The following is a 20,531-nucleotide window of genomic DNA, read 5'->3' as shown; positions in this document are numbered from 1 at the left end:
GCAAAGTGCAAGACCGTCACACAAAGTCGAGTAGCTGCTTCTTTCTTGGGGGGTTAAACTAGACATTGCCTGACTATATCATAGAAAATGTCTAGTTATGTCACTAATTGTCTAGATATTTACGGACTGTTAGTTAACCCCCTGCAAGAGGAGGCGATAGGCGATTGAAATGGCTGCTATACAAACTTTCGTCCGCCTGCGCGGACTGGGTTATAACAGGAGTAGCGTTCCCCGGATTTGGTATCAGTTGGTGTATTGAATAGCGATCGCAAGACGTAAAAACCATGCCCTAAGCGTAGTTGAAGGGTCAATTGTCGGGACAAACGCCAGCCACTGTAGGGGCGGGTTTAGGAACTAGCGCTAGCTTGTTACCAATAACTGAACAACAAAACCCACCCTTATGCATAAGTAGGGATTGGTGAAGTACTCCGGCAAGATCCGCTGAAGCCGGAGCTTCATTGAAACAACCATCATCGCTTCCTGTCTCGCTTGCCGTTGCCAGATGTATTGGAAACCCTGACGAATGACAAATGACCCTCACTGAGCCTCAATCCACGACAACCCCGCACCCGGATAATAATGGGCTAAAATTTGTTTGTAATCATACCCCTGCATCGCCAACTCATAAGCTCCCTTTTGGCTCATTCCTCGACCGCCAAAAACATTACTAACAATACTATCTGAAGCAGCGTACAGGGATTCCACGACGCCCCCTTTATAACTGAGAAACATTCCCTGGGTTTGCTGAACCGCTTGAGTCGTGGTATTCCACTCCGACTCAATTCCCTTATATACCTGCCAACGCTGAGTATTACCCAAATCGTATAACTGATTAGCAGGTCGAATGTAATGGACGATCGCATAAGAACGAGCCGCGATCGCTTGGGCTTTCAGGGCAGCGGGGGGCCAACTGGGATAGATTTCTGAACCGACGACACTGGCTAGATACGCCTCAAGCTCAATATAATTAACGGCAAGCAGACTATCCCCTTGTGATACTAAGAGTAAATCCCCTCGATACCAGCGACCATTGACAAAAACAAACCCGCCACCTGTGGGTTTAAGCCAAACGCCCCCTGGGGTTTTCCATTCACCGATGCGAAGATAAGAACCATTGGGTTGAGCGTTAACTCCTTCGTTCGCCTCGAGTTTTCCTAATGTTTTCCCATTTCCATCCACGACTATTCCGGCTGTAGATGTGCCAACGTCTAAGGAACTTACTCCTGTCGCGATCGCAACTCGCATTTCTAAGCTTGCAGTATTAGCTGGAGGATTTTCTGCTTTAGCGGAGTTTCCGGAAGCGGCGGCAGATGATTTCGGGGGTGGAGTTTGGGCTTGAGTCTGGGCGTTGGGTTTGGGCGGTAGGGGAGTAGGGGGTTTGGAAGCTGAGGTTTGAGTTTGAGGTGTCTGATTCGCTGTCGGTGATTGAGCCGCCGAGGTTTGAGTTTGAGCAGTTTTGTTTGCTGTCGGTGGTTTAGTCCCTGAGGCTTGAGTTTTCGCGGTATCTTGAGCAGTAGAGGATTGAGATGGGGTTGCCTTGGGAACGGGAGTTGAGGGATATTGCCAGGAGAGACTTTGAGCAACCAGACGATGACGCCATTCTACTTCAGCCGGGGACGGATTTGGCGGCGGTGGAACTTCCGATCGGGGTGATTGCTCCGGAGACGGTTGGGGAGAAGATGCGATCGGTTTAGAACCGGAATAAAAGGATTGAGCTAGCATCAAGGGCAATACGAGGGATGCTGAAACCACAACCATTGACCATAGTCTAGAACCCTTTAAAATCGGGTGGTTGTTAGGCAGGCGAATCATCAATACTGGCTCCTGAGCGGGTTGGGAGAGGACGATAAGAAAGATTAGCAGTAAGCGCCGCCTCTTAGTTTAATCTGCGATCGCGTCTTTGGATATGGCACTCCCTGGCTGAATAAAGATGGTAACACTGATTTCTCAGAGCAAGCAGGAACGGTAGAGGTGGGAGGCTGGTAGCACTGATTACACAGAGATGTTAGTTCTCAATGGGGAGAAGATAATTCGATTGTTGGGGAAATTATTTCGTTGTCTGTGTCAATCTGTGTCTCTCACGATTCAGAGGTATTTGTTCGCGATTATTTAACGCGAACATTATTCGCAACCCCCCTCAACTTTTTTCTTCATCTTGTCCCGCCTTAGGTTGGTAGCCGTTTAAATTATCATAGATTGACAAATTTAGCCGAAACGGAATTGAGCCAAGCTAAAGATAATGTCAGTAGCGAAGGAGAAAGAAAGAGCAAAGGGGTATGTCGTGAATCCTGGTTATCAAGTTTTGTTTGCTCCTATTGGTATGCCCATTGAAATGGTTAGGGGGTGGGTTGAAGCCGAAGCGGATTCCTCTGCTGAAACGGCTAAAAAAGGATATAGCGTTGACGATTGAATCGGGCGCAGGTCAGTGAATTGGGCGCACGTCGGTGCGCCCCTACGGTTTTTGGGCTTAATGGGTCATGAGTTACTGTTCAACAACTTCAGGTTGTGTTGTCTCATCTTGGGCTAGATATCTAGCTCTGTCTTTTAATATTCCTGCCACCCCATAAATTTCATTCAAGCTTGAGAGGACTTTCTTGGCTTCTTTCCCTTCAGCATCAATAATGGCGATAGATTTTTTTGTCGGGAAAAACCGAAGTCGGCAAATAGTTTTTGTTGTCTTGCCGTCTAGATTAACACCAAAGTAGCTTTTGGTGTCTTTGTACTCAATACGTCCAACATCTACAACTTCACGTAGAATCGCTTTAACGATATGAAAAGCTTCCAACTCTTCTTCTGTCGTCACTATTCCTTCGTCTGAAGAGGATTCAGATTCAACCTCTTGCCCTTCAGTTGATGGTGTAGAGGTTTCTGGTGTGTTAATAGCAGCCGCTAGCCTTTCTGTAATGCGCTCATTAATAAATTCTTTTAGTGACCGTCTGGTTATATCTGTAAACCTTTCCATAACCGATGCAGCCAGCCTCCCAGAATATACTTGACTGGCAAAAAACTTGACGAATTCAGGAGATGGGTCAGCCAGTTGCTCTGTCATGATACGCTTAATTTCTTTAGTATAGAGAAGATTCCTGGCAACATCTTCCAATTCACCCGAATTAAAGCTTGATTTGGAAAAACGTTTTAGTTCATTAATATTGGACTCGTGGAAGTCCAACATATTGAACTCAAAAAATGATTTTTCATCCATGATGTTGGGATTATCTATCGGTGTAAAACCGATAGATAATCCCATTGGTCAAAACGCTAAACTTTGCCTCTGTTGTATGAAAGTATCTGTGCAACTGTGAGTTATGCTTAGGGTTCTCTAGACTCCCTCCACACCATTTACATTCAATCAAGATGATCGGCTTTTCATGCATGATGATTGCATAATCTACCTTTTCCCCTTTTAGTCCAGGTACGTCAGCCGTGAATTCAGGGCAAACCTCTATTGGGTTAAAAACGTTATATCCTAAAGCATTAATGAAAGGCATAACAAAAGCGCTTTTGGTAGCTTCTTCTGTCTGAATTTGCTCTCTTAGCTTTAAGATTTGCTGAGAGATAGATTTAATTTGGTCGATAAAGTCCATACTGTCGTAGTGTGGTGAGGTTCTTTACCCAGTGTACCCACTCGACAAGTAGAAAATTTAGCGATCGCGAAGTTTTTACAAAGACTTTGCCAAACCCTTATAATACGCTTGTTTGAAGCGATTAAGCTTAAGTGATATAGCTCGATCTGGCATCCTAGGAATGGCGCAAAAAGACTATGCTATCTGTCTCATGTAAGCCTTACTGCATAACGATTATAAAGGTGACAGGGGATTAAGGTGATTGCCCTCGGCAGTAGCGAAGCTAATCGCATTCCCTCCCAAAACCAGTCAAACCCCCAACCCGAAAGCGTTTCAAGTTTTGAGTAAAGTCGCGATCGCATTCCCTACCCCAGACTGTACAATATCCGAGAATAAGAATCTGCGATCGCACTCTTGTACAATGGATTGACTTGTTTCTTAATACCAGCCACTCTCGTTCATCTGTCTAGGACAACCTGCGATCGCGTAGTTTGTAGTCAGCGCTGTCTTCGCTTCTGACACGCTCAAACGGAATATCGCCTAAAGCTCAAGTAAGAATTGAGCTTGCTGAGTAGCTCTTTGAACCCGTTAAAACGGGTTTAAGCTTTTAGCCCCAACTTTAGTTGAGGGCTTAAGTCAGTGCCATTCTACCTAGGATAGATGACAATAGCTGACATTCGGTCTCCCTTGCGGTTTAATTGTCAGAGTGAACGCTGTAAACATTAATACAGTTGTCGCTCCACCCATGCTGAACGTAGAAAGAATCGGTTTAGCGGAAGTCAGCAGGATGTGAGGTCAAACCCAGAGGGGAAAGGGAAACTATGAATAGCAATCCATCCAATCCTTCGGCAAATGGTGGTAAAACAATAAATATTGCCGATATTTTGGCACTTCCGGAACGTCAACGGCAAATTGTTCTGTTTATCCGTCGCCAGGAAGGACATACCCTACCCGAAATTGCCGATCACCTGAATGAAAACGAACAGATGATCGCCATAGAACTAGATGAGTTAGTTCAAGAGGGTTTTGTCCGAGAAATACAAGTGGAAGGCATTCCCCGTTACTACCGCAGTGAAATGAGACGACAAGGTAGCCAGTTTTCTGAGATGATTCAGCAAGCGCTGACACCGGGAAAACCCCTATCTATGATTGTGAATCCCTCTGGGGATGCGCCAATTACACCCGGTTTGACGTTTGAGTTGTGCGTCACGATTACCAATGAGGGCAATCAAAGCGCCTTAATTGATATTTATATAGATGAAACCTCCCAATTCCTGCACCAGTGGTGTATTTCCCCTTATGAACGTCTGGCGTTAGGGCGGGGACAAAGTAGTGAGGTGGTTTTCCAGATTCCCGTACCACTCGATGCGATACCAGGCACTTATAATTATCTGCTAATTGTTGATGCCCAGCAGCATTACCCCCAAGACACGCCAATCCAACATCAAGCACGGCTGCAAGTCTTACCCTTTGTCCAGGAAGCCATCCGGGTTAATGATCCCACCTTCACCCTACTCCCTCTCACCAATTCCGCAGTCCCGGCTGTTGTCCAACCCGGAGAATTCCTGGAGGTTCAGGTTCTGGTTCATAACCGTTCCGATCGCGTCGATCAATTTCGCTTAACCTGTCCAGATTTAGCCCCTAACTGGTATAGAGTGATTTATCCCGAAGGCTATACCGAAGCGGGAGTGGTGCGAGTCATGGATGGCTTGGAACTCAATCCGGGTGAAAAGGGTCTAATCCAGCTCATTATCACACCACCTGTAGATACTGGGGCGAGTATCTATTCTCCCACGGTGCGTCTCTATTCCCTGAATAATCCCGACTTAGTGCTACTCGATGTCATTTACCTACAGGTAATGCCAATTTACCTGTTAACTGTCGAGTTAGTCACCCTAGTGGGTAAGATCAGCAATCAGTCCGGTGTCTTTGAGTTACAACTGTATAACGGCGGCAATATTACCCGCGACATTGCCCTCATCGCCAAAAGTGCCGATGGCGATGATCTGTGCACCTATACCCTGATACCCAGCCAAGTTCGCCTCGCCCCTGGCGGCTATGCGATCGCGAACTTAGAGGTACAACCCAGCCAGAAATGGTGGCGTAGACCCTTCTACGGGCGAGTGTTAAACTTTGTTATTGAAATTGAAGACCGACAACAGTTCCCCCTAATTAACAATCGCTTCCAAGGCACCTTAATTTGGGAAGGTCGTCCTTGGTGGCAATTTTTATTAGTCATTTTAGGCATAGTCGGACTGATTGGCGCATTAATATTCCTGCTGTGGTTTCTCTTTTTTAGACCAAAACCCCGCCCGGAAATTATCGAATTTGCGCCAGCCAGCAATAATTACTCGGTGGCTGATGGGGAGAGTGTTCGCCTGAATTGGGAAATTACTAATCCCGAACGAATACAAACGATAAAAGTACAAGGAGTATCACCAGAGGGGGTAGTCACCAGCAGTCCAATTGCCTACAATTTTAGCCAGGGGATTCCCAATGAGTTAGAGCGTTTCTGCACAATCAATGAGGTTCTTAATTGTCAAAACGTGCCAACGGATGCTCGCGAACCAGGTGATTATGTCTTTGAACTGACGGTGATTCCCCACGGGAAAAAGAGAGGGGAATCAGAGGAACTTCTAACGAATACGGTTAAAATCACACCGTTCCCGATTCCTGAGATTGAGGAATTCACCTCCACTCAAGCCGTCTATCAACAAGCCAGTCAGAGGACGCCTGAAGCGGCAAATCAGGAAGCTAGTCCAACGGCTAACGATGACAACTCACCTCCAAATCAACCGCAACCCGAAAATAGGGTGATTGCACTGAACTGGAAAATTAGTCATCCTGAACAAATCAGACTCTTAAAACTGGTGGGTCGCAATCCCGAAGGGATTATCCTCATTCCCATGCAATCGATTGATTTTAGTCAAGGGATTCCTCAAGGTTTACAAGAAGCCTGTGAAATAAAGGATGAGACATTAGTCTGTGCTAATATTCCTATAGATAATCCCCAACCGGGAACCTATATTTTTGAATTAATCGTGGTTCCCCGACAAGGAGAACCCGAAGAATTACCCGCTCAAAAAACTGATCCGCTTAAAATTGAAGCCCAACCTGTTCCCTTTGATATTGTGGAGTTTACAGTTGGTGGAACAGAATCACTCAATACTCCCAAATTAGTTTTACCAATTCCTGACAATCAACGTCCATTTGTGCCTTTATCCTGGAAAGTTGAGGGAGGTAGAAATCTGAAAGTTGAACTTCTCCCTGCACCAGGTACTGTTCAAAGGGAAGGAACAGTGCGTTATCAACTCAGTCCAGAACCAAGCACGGAAACGATTACGTTGCAAGTCACCAATGAAGCCGGGGAACAAAAAAGCCGTTCAGTCACCATTGAAACCATCCAACCACCACCTCCAGAACCTCCAGCAATGACCTTATCACCTCCACCTTCCCCACCCGGAGACGCGACTAACGGGTTACCCATCTTACCGCCTCTACCTCCACCGGGAGGCGCTTCTGCTGCACAAATGCAGACACCCCCCTCACCCTCACCTTCACCTTCACCTTCACCTTCACCGAGGACTACACCATCTGAAACAGAACCAAAACCTCTACGTTTACCACTAGGCGGTTCACCTCCTCTTCCTCCAGGCGCCGACTCTCCGCCTCCCGCCGAACTTCCACCCAAGTTTAGGTAAAACGAATTGAGTTTATGCTTCTCTTGGCACTCTTAATCGTAACTCCTCAATCAAAATCGGTATCTCATTTTGAACAACATCCCAAACTATATTGAGGTTAACATCGTCATATTCATGAACTAACCGATTCCGCATTCCGTTAATTTCTTGCCATGGAATAGTGGACAGGGTTTGGCGTGTCGTTTCTGAAATTCGTCTGGCTGCTTCAGCAATTACTAACAATCGCCTGATCACTGCATCTTGAAGCTGTATGGTTTCGAGAAACTCATCTTTTGAGCATTGAGCGATGTAGTCTATAATGAGTTCTGCGGATTGCAGCATGTCAAGTAAAAATTGAATATCTCGTTTCATAAATTACCTGAGCCGACGAAAGAATTTCTTGACGACGTAAATAGTTACGACTTGATGTAATCCCCTGACGAGTAATTAAATCAACGTCTCGATGAAAAATCGTCTTTAACTCCGCTTCCATTTGCTCCAAACTGAAGAACGTGGGATGAGCCTCTGGATGAAATTGCACCATCACGTCAATATCACTATCAGGGCGAAAGTCGTCTCGCAAGACAGAACCGAATAAAGAAAATTCTGTAACTTGCCAGCGAGCGCAAAATGCTTTAATTTGCTCCATTGGCAGCTCAATATGTTTAACGTTCATAACTTGATAGTAATCCTGTCGTTCTCGTAGGTTGGGTAGAGCGATGGCGAAACCCAACAGGCTAACTGAGAGTGGGGTTATACCAAGTTGCACTCTAAGATAGAATTTGTCATGCTGCCCGGAGTCTAGCAGCTTTTTCTAGGATGAGTTGATTGATAGGCACCAATCGTATTTGAGGTGATCGCAGCAATCGCTTGTATGCATCGGTCAAAAAGGTATCGGAGTTTCGGATTGGTATAACCAATACCTCCATGAACGTTAGTTCACTGGTTAAAACTTCCAGGTTTCCAGCTTGAACTTTTGCCCAGAGGTCAGCCAACAATGAACCATAAACCGGAGCTTGTTCAACGGCATAAATCACAACAACCGTGTCAATATATATTCTATAATAGTCAGGCAAGTTTAGCTGTCCCATGTATCCCTTTCCGCTTGCAAATCTCGATTAATTTCTTCGAGGTTTCGACTAGAGGGGCGCTGAGAGTGGATTTCTGCCAATATTTCCAGAATCGATTGCTCCATTTTTGGGGCTGGCTTTTCTGGCAACAGAAGAATTACTTCAATGGTGTTTCCGACTGTATTTAATGCGGTATCAGGGGGTAAGTCAATTTCGATTTTATTGCCCGGTAAAACTTTAGCTTCAATTCGTAAGGCTGATTGCATTATAGGATTCATTTCTTAAATTTACTCTAAACTATTTAAAGTTTGTTATTTTCCACTATCCATAGATTACTCTGAGTATAAATACTGATAATTGGCTGGGTCTACTGACCTTCATTGTATTACAAAACAACGTGCTTCAATATTTAGAGCTTCTGGTTTCAATATTCACGTAGGGACACGGCAATGCCGTGCCTTATTTTTGACATTGCTATTGCCTGGGAACGTAACGGATGAGCATCCGCATCAGTTTACCAGGAACGGGCGCAGACGTCAGAGGACTCCATTCACTGATTTGGGCGAAGTGGTGGGCGTACAGACTGTGGATGATGTTGGTAATCCCACTGCTGGAACCGTCTTCCATACTTGTGGTGAGGATAGAGAGAGCCACGATCGCATTCGTATCCAACAGGTATCCCTACTTTTTGGCAGATGTCAAGGAAGGTTTGAATATTTTTTTAATACCAACAGAGCGATCGCATACCCTATCATAAGTCCGGATATGAGCGCTGGGGATCGAAAACATCCTTAACGTAGTCGCGGAAGTCCTCGCCCTCAACAAAGTAGGGCGAGGATGGACAGCGGATTGACGGAGGTACGGAGTCAATCAATAGGTACAATCGGTAGTCGATCTATCCAATCTTCAATGATCTGAGTCATGGTCTTTTCCTTCTCTTGTACATAATTTTTAAGTTTTCTCATTCGTTTCTCGGACAGTTTGATGTGAAGGTTTTTGTTTATTGTTGGTGTTGACATGGTGTTGATGTTTTCAACACCAATATGTTACTATAAATTTGGTCGCTGACCCGCCTAGGCGTATGGACTATCAGACAGGCTAACTTCAAAGTAGCAGTAGTATGCTTGCCGCAGAAACATCGCAGCTAGGGAAAGAACATGACCGCTGGTTCGCTCTTGTTACGCCCTGCGGTAAAAGATAAACCAAGTTATGTTGTACGAGTAAAAAATAACTGCCTGTGGAAGATGGGCGGCTGCCTGTGGAAGCTGAATAAGACCAATAAAAGGCAACTTTTGGAGGCATCGGCGGATGAAGCGGGAAATCCCAAAGACGAATAAGACCGTCCTTGTTTTAAGAGGTTGGAAGCCCCAACTTCAGCGAAGCAAGTTGGGGTACTTCACGCCCACTTGTTTGTCCACGACTTCAGACGTATCCTGAACCCTGAAGTCATTGCAATTTAGAGGAAAAGGCATGTTAGATAAACCCGAAGCTCCGATTGAAGCCATTGACGCCAGAGAAATTCTCGACTCCCGGGGACGTCCCACCGTGGAAGCCGAAGTTCGCCTCGCCAGTGGTGCCATCGGACTGGCGCAAGTTCCCAGTGGTGCCTCTACCGGCTCCTTTGAAGCCCACGAACTGCGAGATGGTGATTCTCATCGCTACAACGGTAAAGGCGTCCTCAAGGCTGTCCGTAACATCAAAGAGAAAATCACCCCCGAACTCTTGGACATGGACGCTCTAGACCAAGCAACCATTGACCAGACGATGATTTATCGGGATGGTACCCAAAACAAAAAAGAACTGGGTGCCAATGCTATCCTGGCAGTTTCTCTGGCTAATGCTAAAGCCGCAGCGGATGAATTGCAACTTCCCCTCTATCGCTATCTAGGGGGACCCCTTGCCAATCTTCTCCCTGTACCGTTAATGAACGTGATTAACGGTGGTGCCCATGCGGATAATAACGTGGACTTTCAAGAATTTATGATTGTCCCTGTAGGTGCCGATTCATTTCAAGAGGCGCTGCGTTGGGGGGCTGAAGTCTTCGCCGCCCTGTCTCAAGTGTTGAAAGAGAAAAAGCTGTTATCCGGTGTGGGTGATGAAGGGGGCTATGCGCCTAACTTAGAGTCCAATAAAGCCGCCTTGGAATTTCTGATTGCAGCGATTGAAAAAGCTGGTTATAAACCAGGGGAACAGGTGGCGTTAGCCATGGATGTCGCCGCCAGTGAATTTTACAAAGATGGGCAATATCTCTATGAAGGGTCATCTCACGCCCCGAGTGAACTTATTGATTATCTGGATCAATTAGTCAGTCAATATCCGATTGTTTCCATTGAAGATGGCTTACATGAAGACGATTGGGATAGTTGGCAACGGCTGACCGAAAAACTTGGTTCCCGCATCCAATTAGTCGGGGATGATTTATTTGTCACTAACCCCACTCGCTTGCAAAAAGGGATTGATTTAGCCGCTGGGAATTCTATCTTAATTAAGCTAAATCAAATCGGCTCCTTAACCGAAACCTTAGAAGCCATCGAACTCGCCACCCGCAATGGCTTCCGTTCCGTTATCTCTCACCGTTCTGGCGAAACCGAAGACACCACGATCGCGGATTTAGCCGTCGCCACTCGTGCGGGTCAAATTAAAACCGGTTCCCTCTGTCGCAGTGAACGAGTTGCCAAATATAACCGCCTCCTGCGGATTGAAGATGAACTCGGCGATCGCGCCATCTATGCAGGTAAGATTGGTATGGGACCAAAAATTGCCAAATAATTCCCATTTCCAATAGTTTGGTAGGATATTAAATCCCTGTCAGGGCGCACGCCCCGTGCGCCCTAATTCCGACCCAGCTTCAAGTTTTTAAGTACGTTCATCATCGGTGCATTCAATCACTAACTCCCTACCTTTATAAGGCAAAAATTATAGTAAAAGAATACGTGCAGGGACGACTATTTGCTAATTTGTCCAAATAATATTATAGTTAAAAGCGGTCTAACTTCCCCTTAAGGTTTTAGAGTATCAATTGAGGAGTATCAAAATGCAATCAAAGACCATCCAATTATTTTTGGCGTTAACTGTAGCCGCTACCCTTGGTGCGTGTGATGCAAGCAACCTAGGTACAGAAGATGGTGAAGCTGAGGAAGGTGCCCCGCAAACGGAGCAAATGCAAGAAGATGATGATCTTAACGCCGAGGAAGGTGGCGAAGAGGGTGAAGAAGATCAAGAGGAAGAGGAAGAGGATGAAAACGCAGAAGAGGACTAAGGTGGTGAAGGTGGCGAAGGCAGTTGAGCTAAGTCGTTGCTCATGAATAATGGACATACATCGGCAGCAATGAATATTTTTTGTTGGCAGCAAATTCTGAGTTATGATCATCTGGGGAACTCTATCCCGATAGAGTCTGTCCCTAACTGACGTTGGTCATTTTTAGCCTGCATGTTTAACCAAACAGTAATTAATCGAATCGCTACCCCATTCGCTATCAGTGGGGTAATCTTATCCATCCTTATCGATACCGCCGCCGCCGCCACGAAGCTAAACAATAATGATAACGTTAGTGGGTTTATCCAAACGAATGCTCCCAGCTTCCGCTATCGCAACGACTTGCTACCCAACGCCCCCCTGGAAACCGCCGCTGGAGAAGAATACCTGTTTAATGCACAACAAGGGGATACCGTTCGTATCAATGTTAAGCCAGAAGAAGGTAGTACACTCTCGCCAATTTTAGTCCTGAGTTCCTCACAAACTGGCAACCAAGTCGCCTACAACGACAAAACCAATCTTCTAGTATACCAAGTACCCGTTAGTGGCGAATACAAACTCCTCGTCTTAGGTCGAAATAATACCAGAGGCAGATATACGGTTTCCCTTTCCGGAATTACACCCGGAACTATTGCCAATAATCCCTCGAATCAACCCTCCTCCTCTAATCAAACTACGGATAAACGAAAACAACTGCTACAAAATGACTATGGATTGAGAGTCTTAGAAAACTGTCCGGCGGCGACGGGTTCTTTGGTTGTCGTGTCTTTTCCAGAATCGAATCAAACCTATACCTATTGCGCCAATCCCAACCGTTTCCTCCAAGCTGGACAGTATACCTACGACGCGAGTACAGAAACCTTAAAACCGGGACGCCCTGGAACTCAAACCGCCGCCAATCAAACGACAGATCCCCGCCAAGAAAAATTGGAAGATGATTATGGATTAAATGTACTCAGTACCTGTCCCTCATCTACCAGTTCTTTAGTGGTTATCTCCTATCCCGAAGGTGGACAAACCTATCGCTATTGTGCTGATCCTAACCGGGTTTTTCCCGCTGGTGAATATACTTATAATGCCAGGACTCAGAGTTTAGAACCTGTTAAAAAACCAGAATCTTGTACCGTACAAGTTGGGGGTGTTTGTATTGTTCGGTGATACTACAATTGAACATCCTACATGAGGGTGGGCGAAGCATTGGCGTCTGAAATTTATGTAACCCGCCGTTCATTGAACTGCGCCAATGCTTCGCCCCTACACACCCTACACACCCTACACAACCGACACAACCGACACAACCGACACAACCGACACACCCGACACACCCGACACACCCTATTAATCGGAATCTTTAATGGGTTGAACTGAACCCGCGATGGGTTCTTGTTGGAGTTCTTCCAAATCTATGGCTTGTAACAAATAACGCCAAGCGAGAGGAAAATTATAGATTTGGGTTAAATCTGCTGAGATATCGTACCAAAGACGATTATCTCGATAAAATTCCATCCGATCTATCACCAAAGCCGTTACCATCTGAGTTTCTAAAGGTTGGGGATCAAGTCGTTCAATCAAGCCTTGATGCCAAACGACTTGAGAGGAATCTATCGAATCACCTGTTTCACAATAAAGGGTGAACTGCCAACGATACTGTTTATTCAATTCTAGGGGATTGGCTGTGGTTGGTAGGCTAATCTTGACAAAACCTGGTGTTTCAGGAAGCTGGAAATTGACCTGATAGGTTCGATTCCCTTCCTGCAAATTTTCTAAAAAAAATGCTCCTCGATTAATAGTGCTACTCTGATAGGGAATATAAAACCAAAATATGGGGTATTGTTTTAAGGTAAAGCCAGAAAACTTGACGCCAGAGTTGGCAATGGGTAATAACGGTGTAAACGGTTGTTTTGTCTTTTCACAGGGTCCACGAGTTCCGGCAGGTTTGCGATCGCTATTCGGTCTATCCCAAACGGGCGGATCTTGTTTAATATCTGCTAATTTTTGAATGGGATAGGCTTGGACAATGGATCGATAACTTGTCAATTCAAGAACTGTTGTAGCAAGGATTAAAGCAAGTTTTAGTACAGTCATGTTTAAGGGATTTAATCGGATCGCGGATGCTTAAATGTCTGGTAAGCCACAAGAGTACCACTTGTAGCAAATACAGCTAGCGTTGCAGGAACCATGGGTACTATACTGCCAGTTTGAATTAAAATAAACCAGCCTATACCATTAATGGTTATTATAGAGATTCCTACTCCTAATCCCAGACGTAATCGTGACTCTCGATAGTGCCACGCGATCGCACCCCCAAGAATCGACCCAATCCACACCCAGAGGATTTCTCCCCAGAGGGGCAAAAACCTTAGCAAGGGGCGTTCTCCAGTAACCGCACTGATAATCTGACTAACCATCTGACTATGCAGGAATAGCCCCCGAATTTCATGATTGCCAGGACTTTGGAATTCATCTTTAATCGTGGGATCGGTCATGCCAATTAAAATAATTTTATCCTGCAAAAAATCAGGATTTACGCGATCGGCAAAAATATCACTCAGGGTCACTCGTTCTACCATCGTTTTGGCAAATTCTGGGGAACGGTAATTGAGTAATAGTTGAAATCCTTCTAATCCGACACGGCGCTGGTAAAATCCGGGGTTTGCATTTAAATTTGTTAAGGTAACTGAACCCAATTGCCACTGATCTTCGGAGATAAATTCAGGTGAGATTCCCTCGGCTTGCAGATATCGCAGGGCTAATTGAAAACTCAGGGAATAGAAGGTAGAACAAGAGGATACTGCTGGCGGTTTCATGGCGATGAGATGACGCCGAACAATTCCATCTGGATCAACCACAATATCGGCAAACCCTAAGCGTTCTTTGGGGAGTCCCGGGGGAGAAGCAACGCCTTCCGGGATTTGGGGAGACGGGATGACACAGACGGGAATCACGCGATCGCTCTTTTGTAGATATTGTACCAATTCAGCCCACCCTTCCCCTGAAGGGCGATCGCGAAAGATATCTAAGCCGATGGCGCGGGGTTGATAGGTTTGGAGTTTTTGCAATAGTTCCAACAGGGTGCGATCGTGTAACGGATATTCACCCCCTAATTTGTTGATATCCTTAGCAGTAACCTCAACCATCAACAACCGAGGATCAAGGGATGGCGTGGGGCGCATGTTCAGGAGTTGATCAAAGGCTTGTTGTTCTGTCGATTGTAACCACCCTAGCGATCGCACTCCCATGATTAAACTGGTAACCATGACACTCGCACCTAGTACCAATTGCCAACCTCGCCGTCTCTGCTTAACAGGTTTGGCTTTAGGGTGGCTAATCCAATCGTTCCAGGTTGGCGGAACTTGGGTAGGATTTTGAACAATGACGGGTAACCAACTGGCACAAGGGAATTGACTTTCTAATCCCTGTAATCGTTCTCTGGCGTCTCTTACGGCTAAATAGAAAGGTTGACCTTGGGCAAAGGTAGTGAGAAAATACTTGAGGAACTCTTGCGCCACGCGATCGGGAACTAATTCCCGCATGACAATCATTTGCGGAATCTGGATATCATCCAGTTGTCTGGCTAAACCTAAGCCATCGCATGAGTTGAAAATAGCCAGTTTTAATCCTCGTTCTACGGCTTTTCTTAGCGCATACCAGAGTTCATTAATCGTTAAACTATCGGTTTGATTAATATAAATCCGCCCGGTTTCGCCTTCGGTTTCACTATGTCCGGCAAAAAAAATGATGTCCCAATGGTTTTCCCAGAGTTGGTCATTAATTTCCCGGCGGCTTTTTTCGACTAAAAATGTAATATCTGTATGGGGTAAAGTTTCGAGTAATTGGCGATCGCTTTCAATATCAATTCCCTGGCTATGACCAAGAATGGCTAAAATTTTTACTTTAGGCGTGCGGCGATTTGAGGTAAATTGGGGAGGACGTTCAAACTGAGGATCAGTTAACGCTAGTTCTGCTTTCGGATAATGGTCAAAAAAGTCCCACAAATGCCAAGGAAGTTTTTGTAAGTGGGGGTCACTGGTGGATACTAGGAAGCGAATCGTATCTTGAGGACTGAGGGCTTCCCTTAACCGTCGATCCAGGGGGCGAAACCCTTCCCCATCTAACCAGGTTCGCAAGCGATCGCGCAGTTCATTCGCTGAGTCTTGACAGTCCCTCAGGCGCTGACTCACAGAACCATCATAGATGATTTTTTTCGGTTTAATCCGATAGGGGGCGCTAATGCTACGATACTTATGCTGCCAATGGGATTGTATGCGATCGGCAAATTCAGGCGCTGCGTTTAATATTCCTTGTAGTTCAATGTCTGGGGAGGCGCCATCCCAACCAATCGCTAATGTTACTCGAAATCCGTGACTTTGAAAATCCCCATCGAGTTTCAAAATTACTAATTTTTTGTTGGTGGTGTCATTTGTCATTTTTTAGGGAATCGGGAACAGGGAATCGGGAACAGGGACTAACGATGCATATAGCTATTTTGGAACACTTAAAACCGGGGTGGGCGCGAGTTACATCGGGGTTAGGTCAGAAATGATCGTAGTCAAACCCGCCCCTACATACAACCCTACCCGAATAACGCAGCGAAGGAGCTATTCAAATAATAAAAGTTTCCGTCATGCTAATATCAGCCAACGCCACCCTGACTTTAAAGCATTCTCCGGCTTCTCCACTAAACTGTAATTGAATTTGCTTAGTGCTTCTGGCTTCAGCTTGCATCACTGTTTCTCCTGTATCATCAAGAATCATCAGTTGCAGATTTTTAGGGAGATAGGATTGACCGTTAGTCGGATAAATTCCAACCGAAATATCGAGTTCTGATGATCGGGTTGGTGTCAAATCCATGACTAATATGACTTGTTCATCATCATATCGGCGTCCTAATGTCAACCGCTTACCCCGTGTAATTTTAAGATCGGATGGTTCTGATAAATGGGTGGCTATTTGCGTATAATTTCTAAAATTAAAGGCGAGTTCTGTTGGCGAGGAATCGAATAATGTGTCCACAGTCTGCCAACCGACATCGAAAATATTTTGTAGCCATTGACTGATTTGTATGGGTTGTCTGGATGAATTGAGGCGGTCTAATAAATGTTCCAGTGATATAAGTTGAGTTAGGAGAATTTCTTCGGTGTTAACGCTGGGCAAAAATCCCAGTAATTTGGCTTCAGTTAAGGCTTGATTCAATTCAACGGCTACATAACCAATCCGGTCCGACCAAACTTCTGCGGGGATATGACAGCTAGCGGCGTTGGGTAAGACGGGACGACATTCTAATTTACCAATATCTTTGATCAATAAGTCGGCTGTATTTTCCAAGGTTTGCATGATTGGATTCCAACTATCACTCGCCTGCCAGTTTGTCGGAATTCCTAGGCATTTTAGAGAAGTCTTAACAGCATAAACAGCTAATGTATTCAGGTAAACTTGTTTTGCTTTTTTGGGGCAATGCTGTTGGTGAAACTGTTGAGCAATTTGATGGGCTTCTAAGGTTAGGGGGACAGTCAGCATGAGGGGTTCATTCGTGGTGTTTAACATTGTGTTCTTTGCCTCAGGGGGGATTATGATGATAAATATTCTCTTAACTTTGGACTAAATTTAGCTAAACAACGCTGGTAGAAACTGCTTAAGGTGGAGATCTTAATTCCTAATTCTTCAGAGATTTCCTTCCAAGAGTACCCGGATAAAAGTTTAAGGGCTAAAAATTGGAAGTTGGCGGCTGGCTGATTGGACGTATAGGTTTGATTAAACAGTCCTTCGGGGTCAGTTTCTAGATAGTGAATGATTTCTTGTAATAGAGAGGGTGTCAACTGCGGATCAATGTCGGCTGGATTGTTTTTCTCTAAGTCATCCAGGGTTAAACGTTTGACTCGTTTGGCATCGACTCCTTTATGCAGGGTTGGCATCATAGAACGACTGGCTTCCCTGAAAAATCGATGCTTTAACATAAAGTTTATCCATTGTAAAACTTCAAAACTGGGGTTATAGTCATCAATCCTTTCGCAAATATAACAAAATAGGCGTTGCTTGGCTTCATCATAAATATCCTCATAAAATCCGTGGAATTGTTCGGGATAGGGACGAGTCAGTTTACCGGACTGCTGAATAGCACCCAATAGCTTGGCTAAAGCTTGCTGTCGTTGTTTACTTCGGGGAGGATGCTGCTGTGCGTCCTGTGCCAGTTGCTTTAACTGTTGGTCTATGGCATTCATAGATAGCGATAGGGTTCGTACATCAGTGACCTGAAATTATGTTGATACACCGATTTAACTCTGTTCATAGAGGTCTCACCAACTCAGGGGCGATTTTATGCAAGGTGGGGAAAATCTTTACAAAAGTTTAACAGAAGCGGCAGTATGGGGAAGATGGGGAGTTCCAGAGGTAGTATGCTACCTCTGGAACAGTCAGGGCGGGTTTAGTCGCATCTGTTGTGAGGTCAGAAACGATAGTAGTGAAAAGATCCCCTACACAGTTTCTCAATCGCTCATGTAAAGATTTGTAACACATACCTGACTTTTGCATAAAACTCACCTGCTGAACTTGAGAACCTAATGAAAGGGTAAGGTAAGGACTAAAATCATGTTGATTCGTAAGATTGTTCAACAGGCACTAACGACACGCTATCTCACCAGGGAAGCCGAAGACCAACTGCGACAGCTACTCAGAGGCAAATACGATTCACAAGATCTCCGAGCGTTCATGCAGTTGCAGAATGCTGTAATGGAGGGTCAGGTGCAACAAGAGTGCCGCTCTTGTCCCGACAACCTCTTGATTTTCAGAGATGATGATACGGTAATTGTTGATTTGGCAGGAGTGAGTTGATGAGAGAAATGAGAGTTAAACTTTTAACAGTCAACAACCTTCAAATATTAGGGAATTTAACTATTAATATATCCATGGTAAAATAAATCCTTTCCCGACAAGCAGATGATTAAGCGGTTTTGGCAATGGCTAGTGCGGCTACTTCAGCCAATCTTACCGCCCTTCCTCAAACCAAAACGACACAGGCGGCTTCAAAAACGCCTCAGTGATGCAGAGTATCAGCAGCTATTTCGGCAACTGCTAACTGGGGTGAATCAGGGATGGAACCGGGAACAGATATTACAACATTTAGGATATCACAGCAGCGATCGCTATTTTAAGGTGTGGCTGTATGAGTATGGGCAGCAGTTGCGGCAATTGCCAGAAGCGGATCATCAGTTTGCTTGGCAGTTATTGCAGATGAGTGGGGTAGGATGTGGAGAATTGGGGGAAATTGCCGCAGAGATTGGTCAGGATTTGTTGGCGAAACCATCAGGGAAAGGGGAGGAAGAGAAGGAAGATAAGGGGGACGAGGATAAATGGGAAAATGCCGAGGGGGATGCCGCCGCAGCCTTGTTGAATCAAGGGAAACAGCAACTTACAGCCCAGGATTTTCTCGGTGCGATCGCGTCTTTTGAGAAAGCGATTCAACTCCAACCCGACTACCCCGAAGCCTGGAATAATCGGGGTTTAGCCCTGGGAAATCTGGGAGACTATGAAAGTGCGATCGCATCTTTTGAGAAAGCGATTCAAATTAAACCCGATTACCAATTAGCCTGGTACAACTGGGGTGTAGCACTGGATAAATTAGGAGAGAAAGAAACTTTCACCTTAAGTTGACACAAATACAGGTTTTTGCGCCCAATTTAACCCTAAAATCTGAGGGCAACAAAGGCGGATTTAATATAACCTATCAAAACCGTGAGAAATTGTGGGTTACGCTTCGCTCTCCCTACCCGACAATTTTGCTGCCATCCGCCTTATCCCCGTTCCCTGTTTCCTGTCAAATCAACTAACTTTTCACGGGAAATCTAGAAACCTGAGTCGGGGCGGGTTTAGTCACATCCCTTGTGCAACCAAAAACATGGTCATGAAACCCGCCCCTACATAATCAATACTCACGTTGCGCCACATACCGTGAAAGGTCAAACCAAAGACGCCAATGTCGTACAAAATCGCTCAACTTCGGCTTCAGTGTTGTAATAATGAACCGAAGCCCTTAACACAGACATAAACCCCCGTGCATCCATATCTAATCGCGTGCCTTGGGCGGAAGAAACCGATATATTAATCTTTTCTTGACTCAGTAATCGCTTAATTTTACTTGGTTCTTTCCCCTCAACTGTAAAGCTAACAATCCCACATTTTTGCTGACCTAAATCCTGAACCTTAACCCCATTAATATCGTTGAGTTGATCACGCAATGTTTCAGCTAAAACACGAATCCGGCGTTCAATCGCTGCCAATCCCCAACTTAAGGCATAATCAACAGCCACCCCTAAACCAATTTTTCCAGCATAGTTCGTTTCCCAATTTTCAAACCGACGGGCATCTGAACGAATTTTAAATGTATCCCGACTCACCCATTCAGCAGCTTGCATATCCAAAAAAGGCGGTTCTAATTGCAAAATAACCCCTTCTCTGACATACAAAAATCCAGTTCCTCTGGGTCCGCGTAAATATTTACGCCCTGTAGCTGAGAGCATATCGCAGCCAATTTCATGCACATCAATGGGCATTTGCCCCACCGATTGACAGGCGTCGAGTAAATATAAAATACCCGCCTCTTTTGCCACTTTCCCCACTTCCACGGCTGGGTTAACTAACCCGCCATTGGTGGGAACATGGGTAATCGCAATTAACTTCACCCGCTCATCAATTGCTTGGCGTAATCCAGCAATGGAAATTTGCCCAAATTCATCATTCGGAATCACCTCAATTGTTGCCCCTGTCTTCCGGGCAACTTGCAGAAAAGCAATGAAATTACTACCATATTCCGATACACCCGTAAGAATGCCACCATCTCTAAACAGTCGAGTTCAAAATATATTGACTTGGGTAAGGCGATTATCACGAGTCTGTCCGATCATGGGCATTAGCCAGGAGCTAGTCAGGTTCGATCTACAAAAGATGCAGAACTCAGAGGTATCTGGCG

Annotated in this window: 20 protein-coding genes and 2 pseudogenes; 10 read left to right on the top strand and 12 right to left on the bottom strand. The window is 45.2% G+C overall.

What is annotated here, in order from left to right:
* Positions 1-537 precede the first annotated feature (537 nt).
* On the bottom strand, positions 538-1,812 hold the full coding sequence (locus RID09_RS29675; protein WP_446339510.1) for a SpoIID/LytB domain-containing protein: 1,275 nt from the start codon (positions 1,810-1,812) through the stop codon (positions 538-540).
* A gap of 427 nt (positions 1,813-2,239) precedes the next feature.
* Here RID09_RS29675 and RID09_RS29670 point away from each other — a divergent pair, with 427 nt between their 5' ends.
* The gene (locus tag RID09_RS29670; RefSeq protein ID WP_446339509.1) at positions 2,240-2,410 is read left to right on the top strand and encodes a hypothetical protein; all 171 of its coding nucleotides are present in this window, start codon (positions 2,240-2,242) and stop codon (positions 2,408-2,410) included.
* A 72-nt stretch (positions 2,411-2,482) separates the two neighbouring features.
* Here RID09_RS29670 and RID09_RS29665 read toward each other — a convergent pair.
* Positions 2,483-3,584, bottom strand: a pseudogene (locus tag RID09_RS29665) (type I restriction endonuclease).
* A 241-nt stretch (positions 3,585-3,825) separates the two neighbouring features.
* On the opposite strand from RID09_RS29665, the gene RID09_RS29660 reads away from it, so the two are divergent.
* Together RID09_RS29660 and RID09_RS29655 are read left to right on the top strand one after the other, a co-directional pair.
* Entirely contained in the window at positions 3,826-3,993 is a 168-nt protein-coding gene (locus RID09_RS29660) for a hypothetical protein (RefSeq protein ID WP_446339508.1), read from the top strand.
* 391 nt (positions 3,994-4,384) lie between these two features.
* Complete coding sequence (locus RID09_RS29655) at positions 4,385-7,264, top strand: transcriptional regulator (RefSeq protein ID WP_446339507.1); 2,880 nt, start codon at positions 4,385-4,387, stop codon at positions 7,262-7,264.
* 12 nt (positions 7,265-7,276) lie between these two features.
* Here RID09_RS29655 and RID09_RS29650 read toward each other — a convergent pair whose 3' ends face one another.
* From RID09_RS29650 to RID09_RS29630, 5 genes are all read right to left on the bottom strand, one after another.
* Entirely contained in the window at positions 7,277-7,615 is a 339-nt protein-coding gene (locus tag RID09_RS29650) for a HepT-like ribonuclease domain-containing protein (RefSeq protein ID WP_446339506.1), read from the bottom strand.
* On the bottom strand, positions 7,587-7,919 hold the full coding sequence (locus tag RID09_RS29645) for a nucleotidyltransferase family protein (RefSeq protein ID WP_446339505.1): 333 nt from the start codon (positions 7,917-7,919) through the stop codon (positions 7,587-7,589). The genes RID09_RS29650 and RID09_RS29645 overlap by 29 nt, the downstream gene beginning before the upstream one ends.
* Positions 7,920-8,028: 109 nt before the next feature.
* Positions 8,029-8,334 (bottom strand): type II toxin-antitoxin system VapC family toxin, encoded by a 306-nt coding sequence (locus RID09_RS29640; RefSeq protein WP_446339504.1) that lies wholly within the window; start codon positions 8,332-8,334, stop codon positions 8,029-8,031.
* Positions 8,322-8,579, bottom strand: coding sequence for a hypothetical protein (locus RID09_RS29635; RefSeq protein ID WP_446339503.1), 258 nt, complete (start codon positions 8,577-8,579; stop codon positions 8,322-8,324). Before RID09_RS29635 ends, RID09_RS29640 begins: the two co-directional genes overlap by 13 nt.
* A 208-nt stretch (positions 8,580-8,787) precedes the next feature.
* Positions 8,788-8,985, bottom strand: coding sequence for a hypothetical protein (locus RID09_RS29630; RefSeq protein ID WP_446339502.1), 198 nt, complete (start codon positions 8,983-8,985; stop codon positions 8,788-8,790).
* A 485-nt stretch (positions 8,986-9,470) separates the two neighbouring features.
* Between RID09_RS29630 and RID09_RS29625 the strand changes: the two genes are divergently transcribed.
* The 4 genes from RID09_RS29625 (at position 9,471) to RID09_RS29610 (ending at position 12,727) form a co-directional block, all read left to right on the top strand.
* Positions 9,471-9,650, top strand: a complete 180-nt coding sequence (locus RID09_RS29625; RefSeq protein WP_446339501.1) for a hypothetical protein — start codon at positions 9,471-9,473, stop codon at positions 9,648-9,650.
* 133 nt (positions 9,651-9,783) lie between these two features.
* Positions 9,784-11,082, top strand: coding sequence for a phosphopyruvate hydratase (eno, locus tag RID09_RS29620; RefSeq protein ID WP_446339500.1), 1,299 nt, complete (start codon positions 9,784-9,786; stop codon positions 11,080-11,082).
* A gap of 265 nt (positions 11,083-11,347) precedes the next feature.
* Entirely contained in the window at positions 11,348-11,572 is a 225-nt protein-coding gene (locus RID09_RS29615; protein WP_446339499.1) for a hypothetical protein, read from the top strand.
* 171 nt (positions 11,573-11,743) lie between these two features.
* A complete protein-coding gene (locus RID09_RS29610) occupies positions 11,744-12,727 on the top strand; it encodes a hypothetical protein (RefSeq protein WP_446339498.1) in 984 nt (327 codons plus the stop codon).
* A gap of 180 nt (positions 12,728-12,907) precedes the next feature.
* On the opposite strand, the gene RID09_RS29605 is transcribed toward RID09_RS29610, so the two are convergent.
* The 4 genes from RID09_RS29605 to RID09_RS29590 form a co-directional block, all read right to left on the bottom strand.
* Complete coding sequence (locus RID09_RS29605) at positions 12,908-13,654, bottom strand: DUF928 domain-containing protein (RefSeq protein WP_446339497.1); 747 nt, start codon at positions 13,652-13,654, stop codon at positions 12,908-12,910.
* 11 nt (positions 13,655-13,665) lie between these two features.
* On the bottom strand, positions 13,666-15,996 hold the full coding sequence (locus tag RID09_RS29600) for a CHASE2 domain-containing protein (protein WP_446339496.1): 2,331 nt from the start codon (positions 15,994-15,996) through the stop codon (positions 13,666-13,668).
* Positions 15,997-16,171: 175 nt separating this feature from the next.
* The gene (locus tag RID09_RS29595) at positions 16,172-17,113 is read right to left on the bottom strand and encodes a DUF1822 family protein (RefSeq protein ID WP_446339495.1); all 942 of its coding nucleotides are present in this window, start codon (positions 17,111-17,113) and stop codon (positions 16,172-16,174) included.
* Positions 17,114-17,136: 23 nt separating this feature from the next.
* Positions 17,137-17,787, bottom strand: coding sequence for a sigma-70 family RNA polymerase sigma factor (locus tag RID09_RS29590; protein ID WP_446339494.1), 651 nt, complete (start codon positions 17,785-17,787; stop codon positions 17,137-17,139).
* A gap of 367 nt (positions 17,788-18,154) precedes the next feature.
* Between RID09_RS29590 and RID09_RS29585 the strand changes: the two genes are divergently transcribed.
* Together RID09_RS29585 and RID09_RS29580 are read left to right on the top strand one after the other, a co-directional pair.
* Positions 18,155-18,397, top strand: coding sequence for a hypothetical protein (locus tag RID09_RS29585; RefSeq protein ID WP_446339493.1), 243 nt, complete (start codon positions 18,155-18,157; stop codon positions 18,395-18,397).
* A gap of 105 nt (positions 18,398-18,502) precedes the next feature.
* Positions 18,503-19,216: a tetratricopeptide repeat protein gene (locus tag RID09_RS29580; protein ID WP_446339492.1), complete on the top strand. Its 714-nt coding sequence runs from the start codon at positions 18,503-18,505 to the stop codon at positions 19,214-19,216.
* Between the two features lie 305 nt (positions 19,217-19,521).
* Here RID09_RS29580 and RID09_RS29575 read toward each other — a convergent pair whose 3' ends face one another.
* Entirely contained in the window at positions 19,522-20,355 is an 834-nt protein-coding gene (locus RID09_RS29575; RefSeq protein WP_446339511.1) for an aminotransferase class V-fold PLP-dependent enzyme, read from the bottom strand.
* A gap of 34 nt (positions 20,356-20,389) precedes the next feature.
* On the opposite strand from RID09_RS29575, the pseudogene RID09_RS29570 reads away from it, so the two are divergent.
* A pseudogene (locus RID09_RS29570) lies at positions 20,390-20,531 on the top strand (RRXRR domain-containing protein); the annotation flags it as partial.

This window comes from Coleofasciculus sp. G1-WW12-02, assembly GCF_040219735.1.
Classification (GTDB): Bacteria; Cyanobacteriota; Cyanobacteriia; order Cyanobacteriales; family Coleofasciculaceae; genus Coleofasciculus.
The sequence above is the reverse complement of the archived record's forward strand: the minus strand, read 5'-3'. Positions and strand labels throughout refer to the sequence as shown.

What these genes read in the sequence shown, in the direction of transcription:
- RID09_RS29595 (WP_446339495.1), bottom strand. Translation starts at nt 17,113, where the DNA reads ATGTTAAACACCACGAATGAACCCCTCATGCTGACTGTCCCCCTAACC.
- RID09_RS29590 (WP_446339494.1), bottom strand. Translation starts at nt 17,787, where the DNA reads ATGAATGCCATAGACCAACAGTTAAAGCAACTGGCACAGGACGCACAG.
- RID09_RS29585 (WP_446339493.1), top strand. Translation starts at nt 18,155, where the DNA reads ATGTTGATTCGTAAGATTGTTCAACAGGCACTAACGACACGCTATCTC.
- RID09_RS29600 (WP_446339496.1), bottom strand. Translation starts at nt 15,996, where the DNA reads ATGACAAATGACACCACCAACAAAAAATTAGTAATTTTGAAACTCGAT.
- RID09_RS29615 (WP_446339499.1), top strand. Translation starts at nt 11,348, where the DNA reads ATGCAATCAAAGACCATCCAATTATTTTTGGCGTTAACTGTAGCCGCT.
- RID09_RS29670 (WP_446339509.1), top strand. Translation starts at nt 2,240, where the DNA reads ATGTCAGTAGCGAAGGAGAAAGAAAGAGCAAAGGGGTATGTCGTGAAT.
- RID09_RS29650 (WP_446339506.1), bottom strand. Translation starts at nt 7,615, where the DNA reads ATGAAACGAGATATTCAATTTTTACTTGACATGCTGCAATCCGCAGAA.
- RID09_RS29580 (WP_446339492.1), top strand. Translation starts at nt 18,503, where the DNA reads ATGATTAAGCGGTTTTGGCAATGGCTAGTGCGGCTACTTCAGCCAATC.
- RID09_RS29625 (WP_446339501.1), top strand. Translation starts at nt 9,471, where the DNA reads ATGACCGCTGGTTCGCTCTTGTTACGCCCTGCGGTAAAAGATAAACCA.
- RID09_RS29640 (WP_446339504.1), bottom strand. Translation starts at nt 8,334, where the DNA reads ATGGGACAGCTAAACTTGCCTGACTATTATAGAATATATATTGACACG.
- RID09_RS29675 (WP_446339510.1), bottom strand. Translation starts at nt 1,812, where the DNA reads ATGATTCGCCTGCCTAACAACCACCCGATTTTAAAGGGTTCTAGACTA.
- RID09_RS29635 (WP_446339503.1), bottom strand. Translation starts at nt 8,579, where the DNA reads ATGCAATCAGCCTTACGAATTGAAGCTAAAGTTTTACCGGGCAATAAA.
- RID09_RS29655 (WP_446339507.1), top strand. Translation starts at nt 4,385, where the DNA reads ATGAATAGCAATCCATCCAATCCTTCGGCAAATGGTGGTAAAACAATA.
- RID09_RS29605 (WP_446339497.1), bottom strand. Translation starts at nt 13,654, where the DNA reads ATGACTGTACTAAAACTTGCTTTAATCCTTGCTACAACAGTTCTTGAA.
- RID09_RS29645 (WP_446339505.1), bottom strand. Translation starts at nt 7,919, where the DNA reads ATGAACGTTAAACATATTGAGCTGCCAATGGAGCAAATTAAAGCATTT.
- eno (WP_446339500.1), top strand. Translation starts at nt 9,784, where the DNA reads ATGTTAGATAAACCCGAAGCTCCGATTGAAGCCATTGACGCCAGAGAA.
- RID09_RS29610 (WP_446339498.1), top strand. Translation starts at nt 11,744, where the DNA reads ATGTTTAACCAAACAGTAATTAATCGAATCGCTACCCCATTCGCTATC.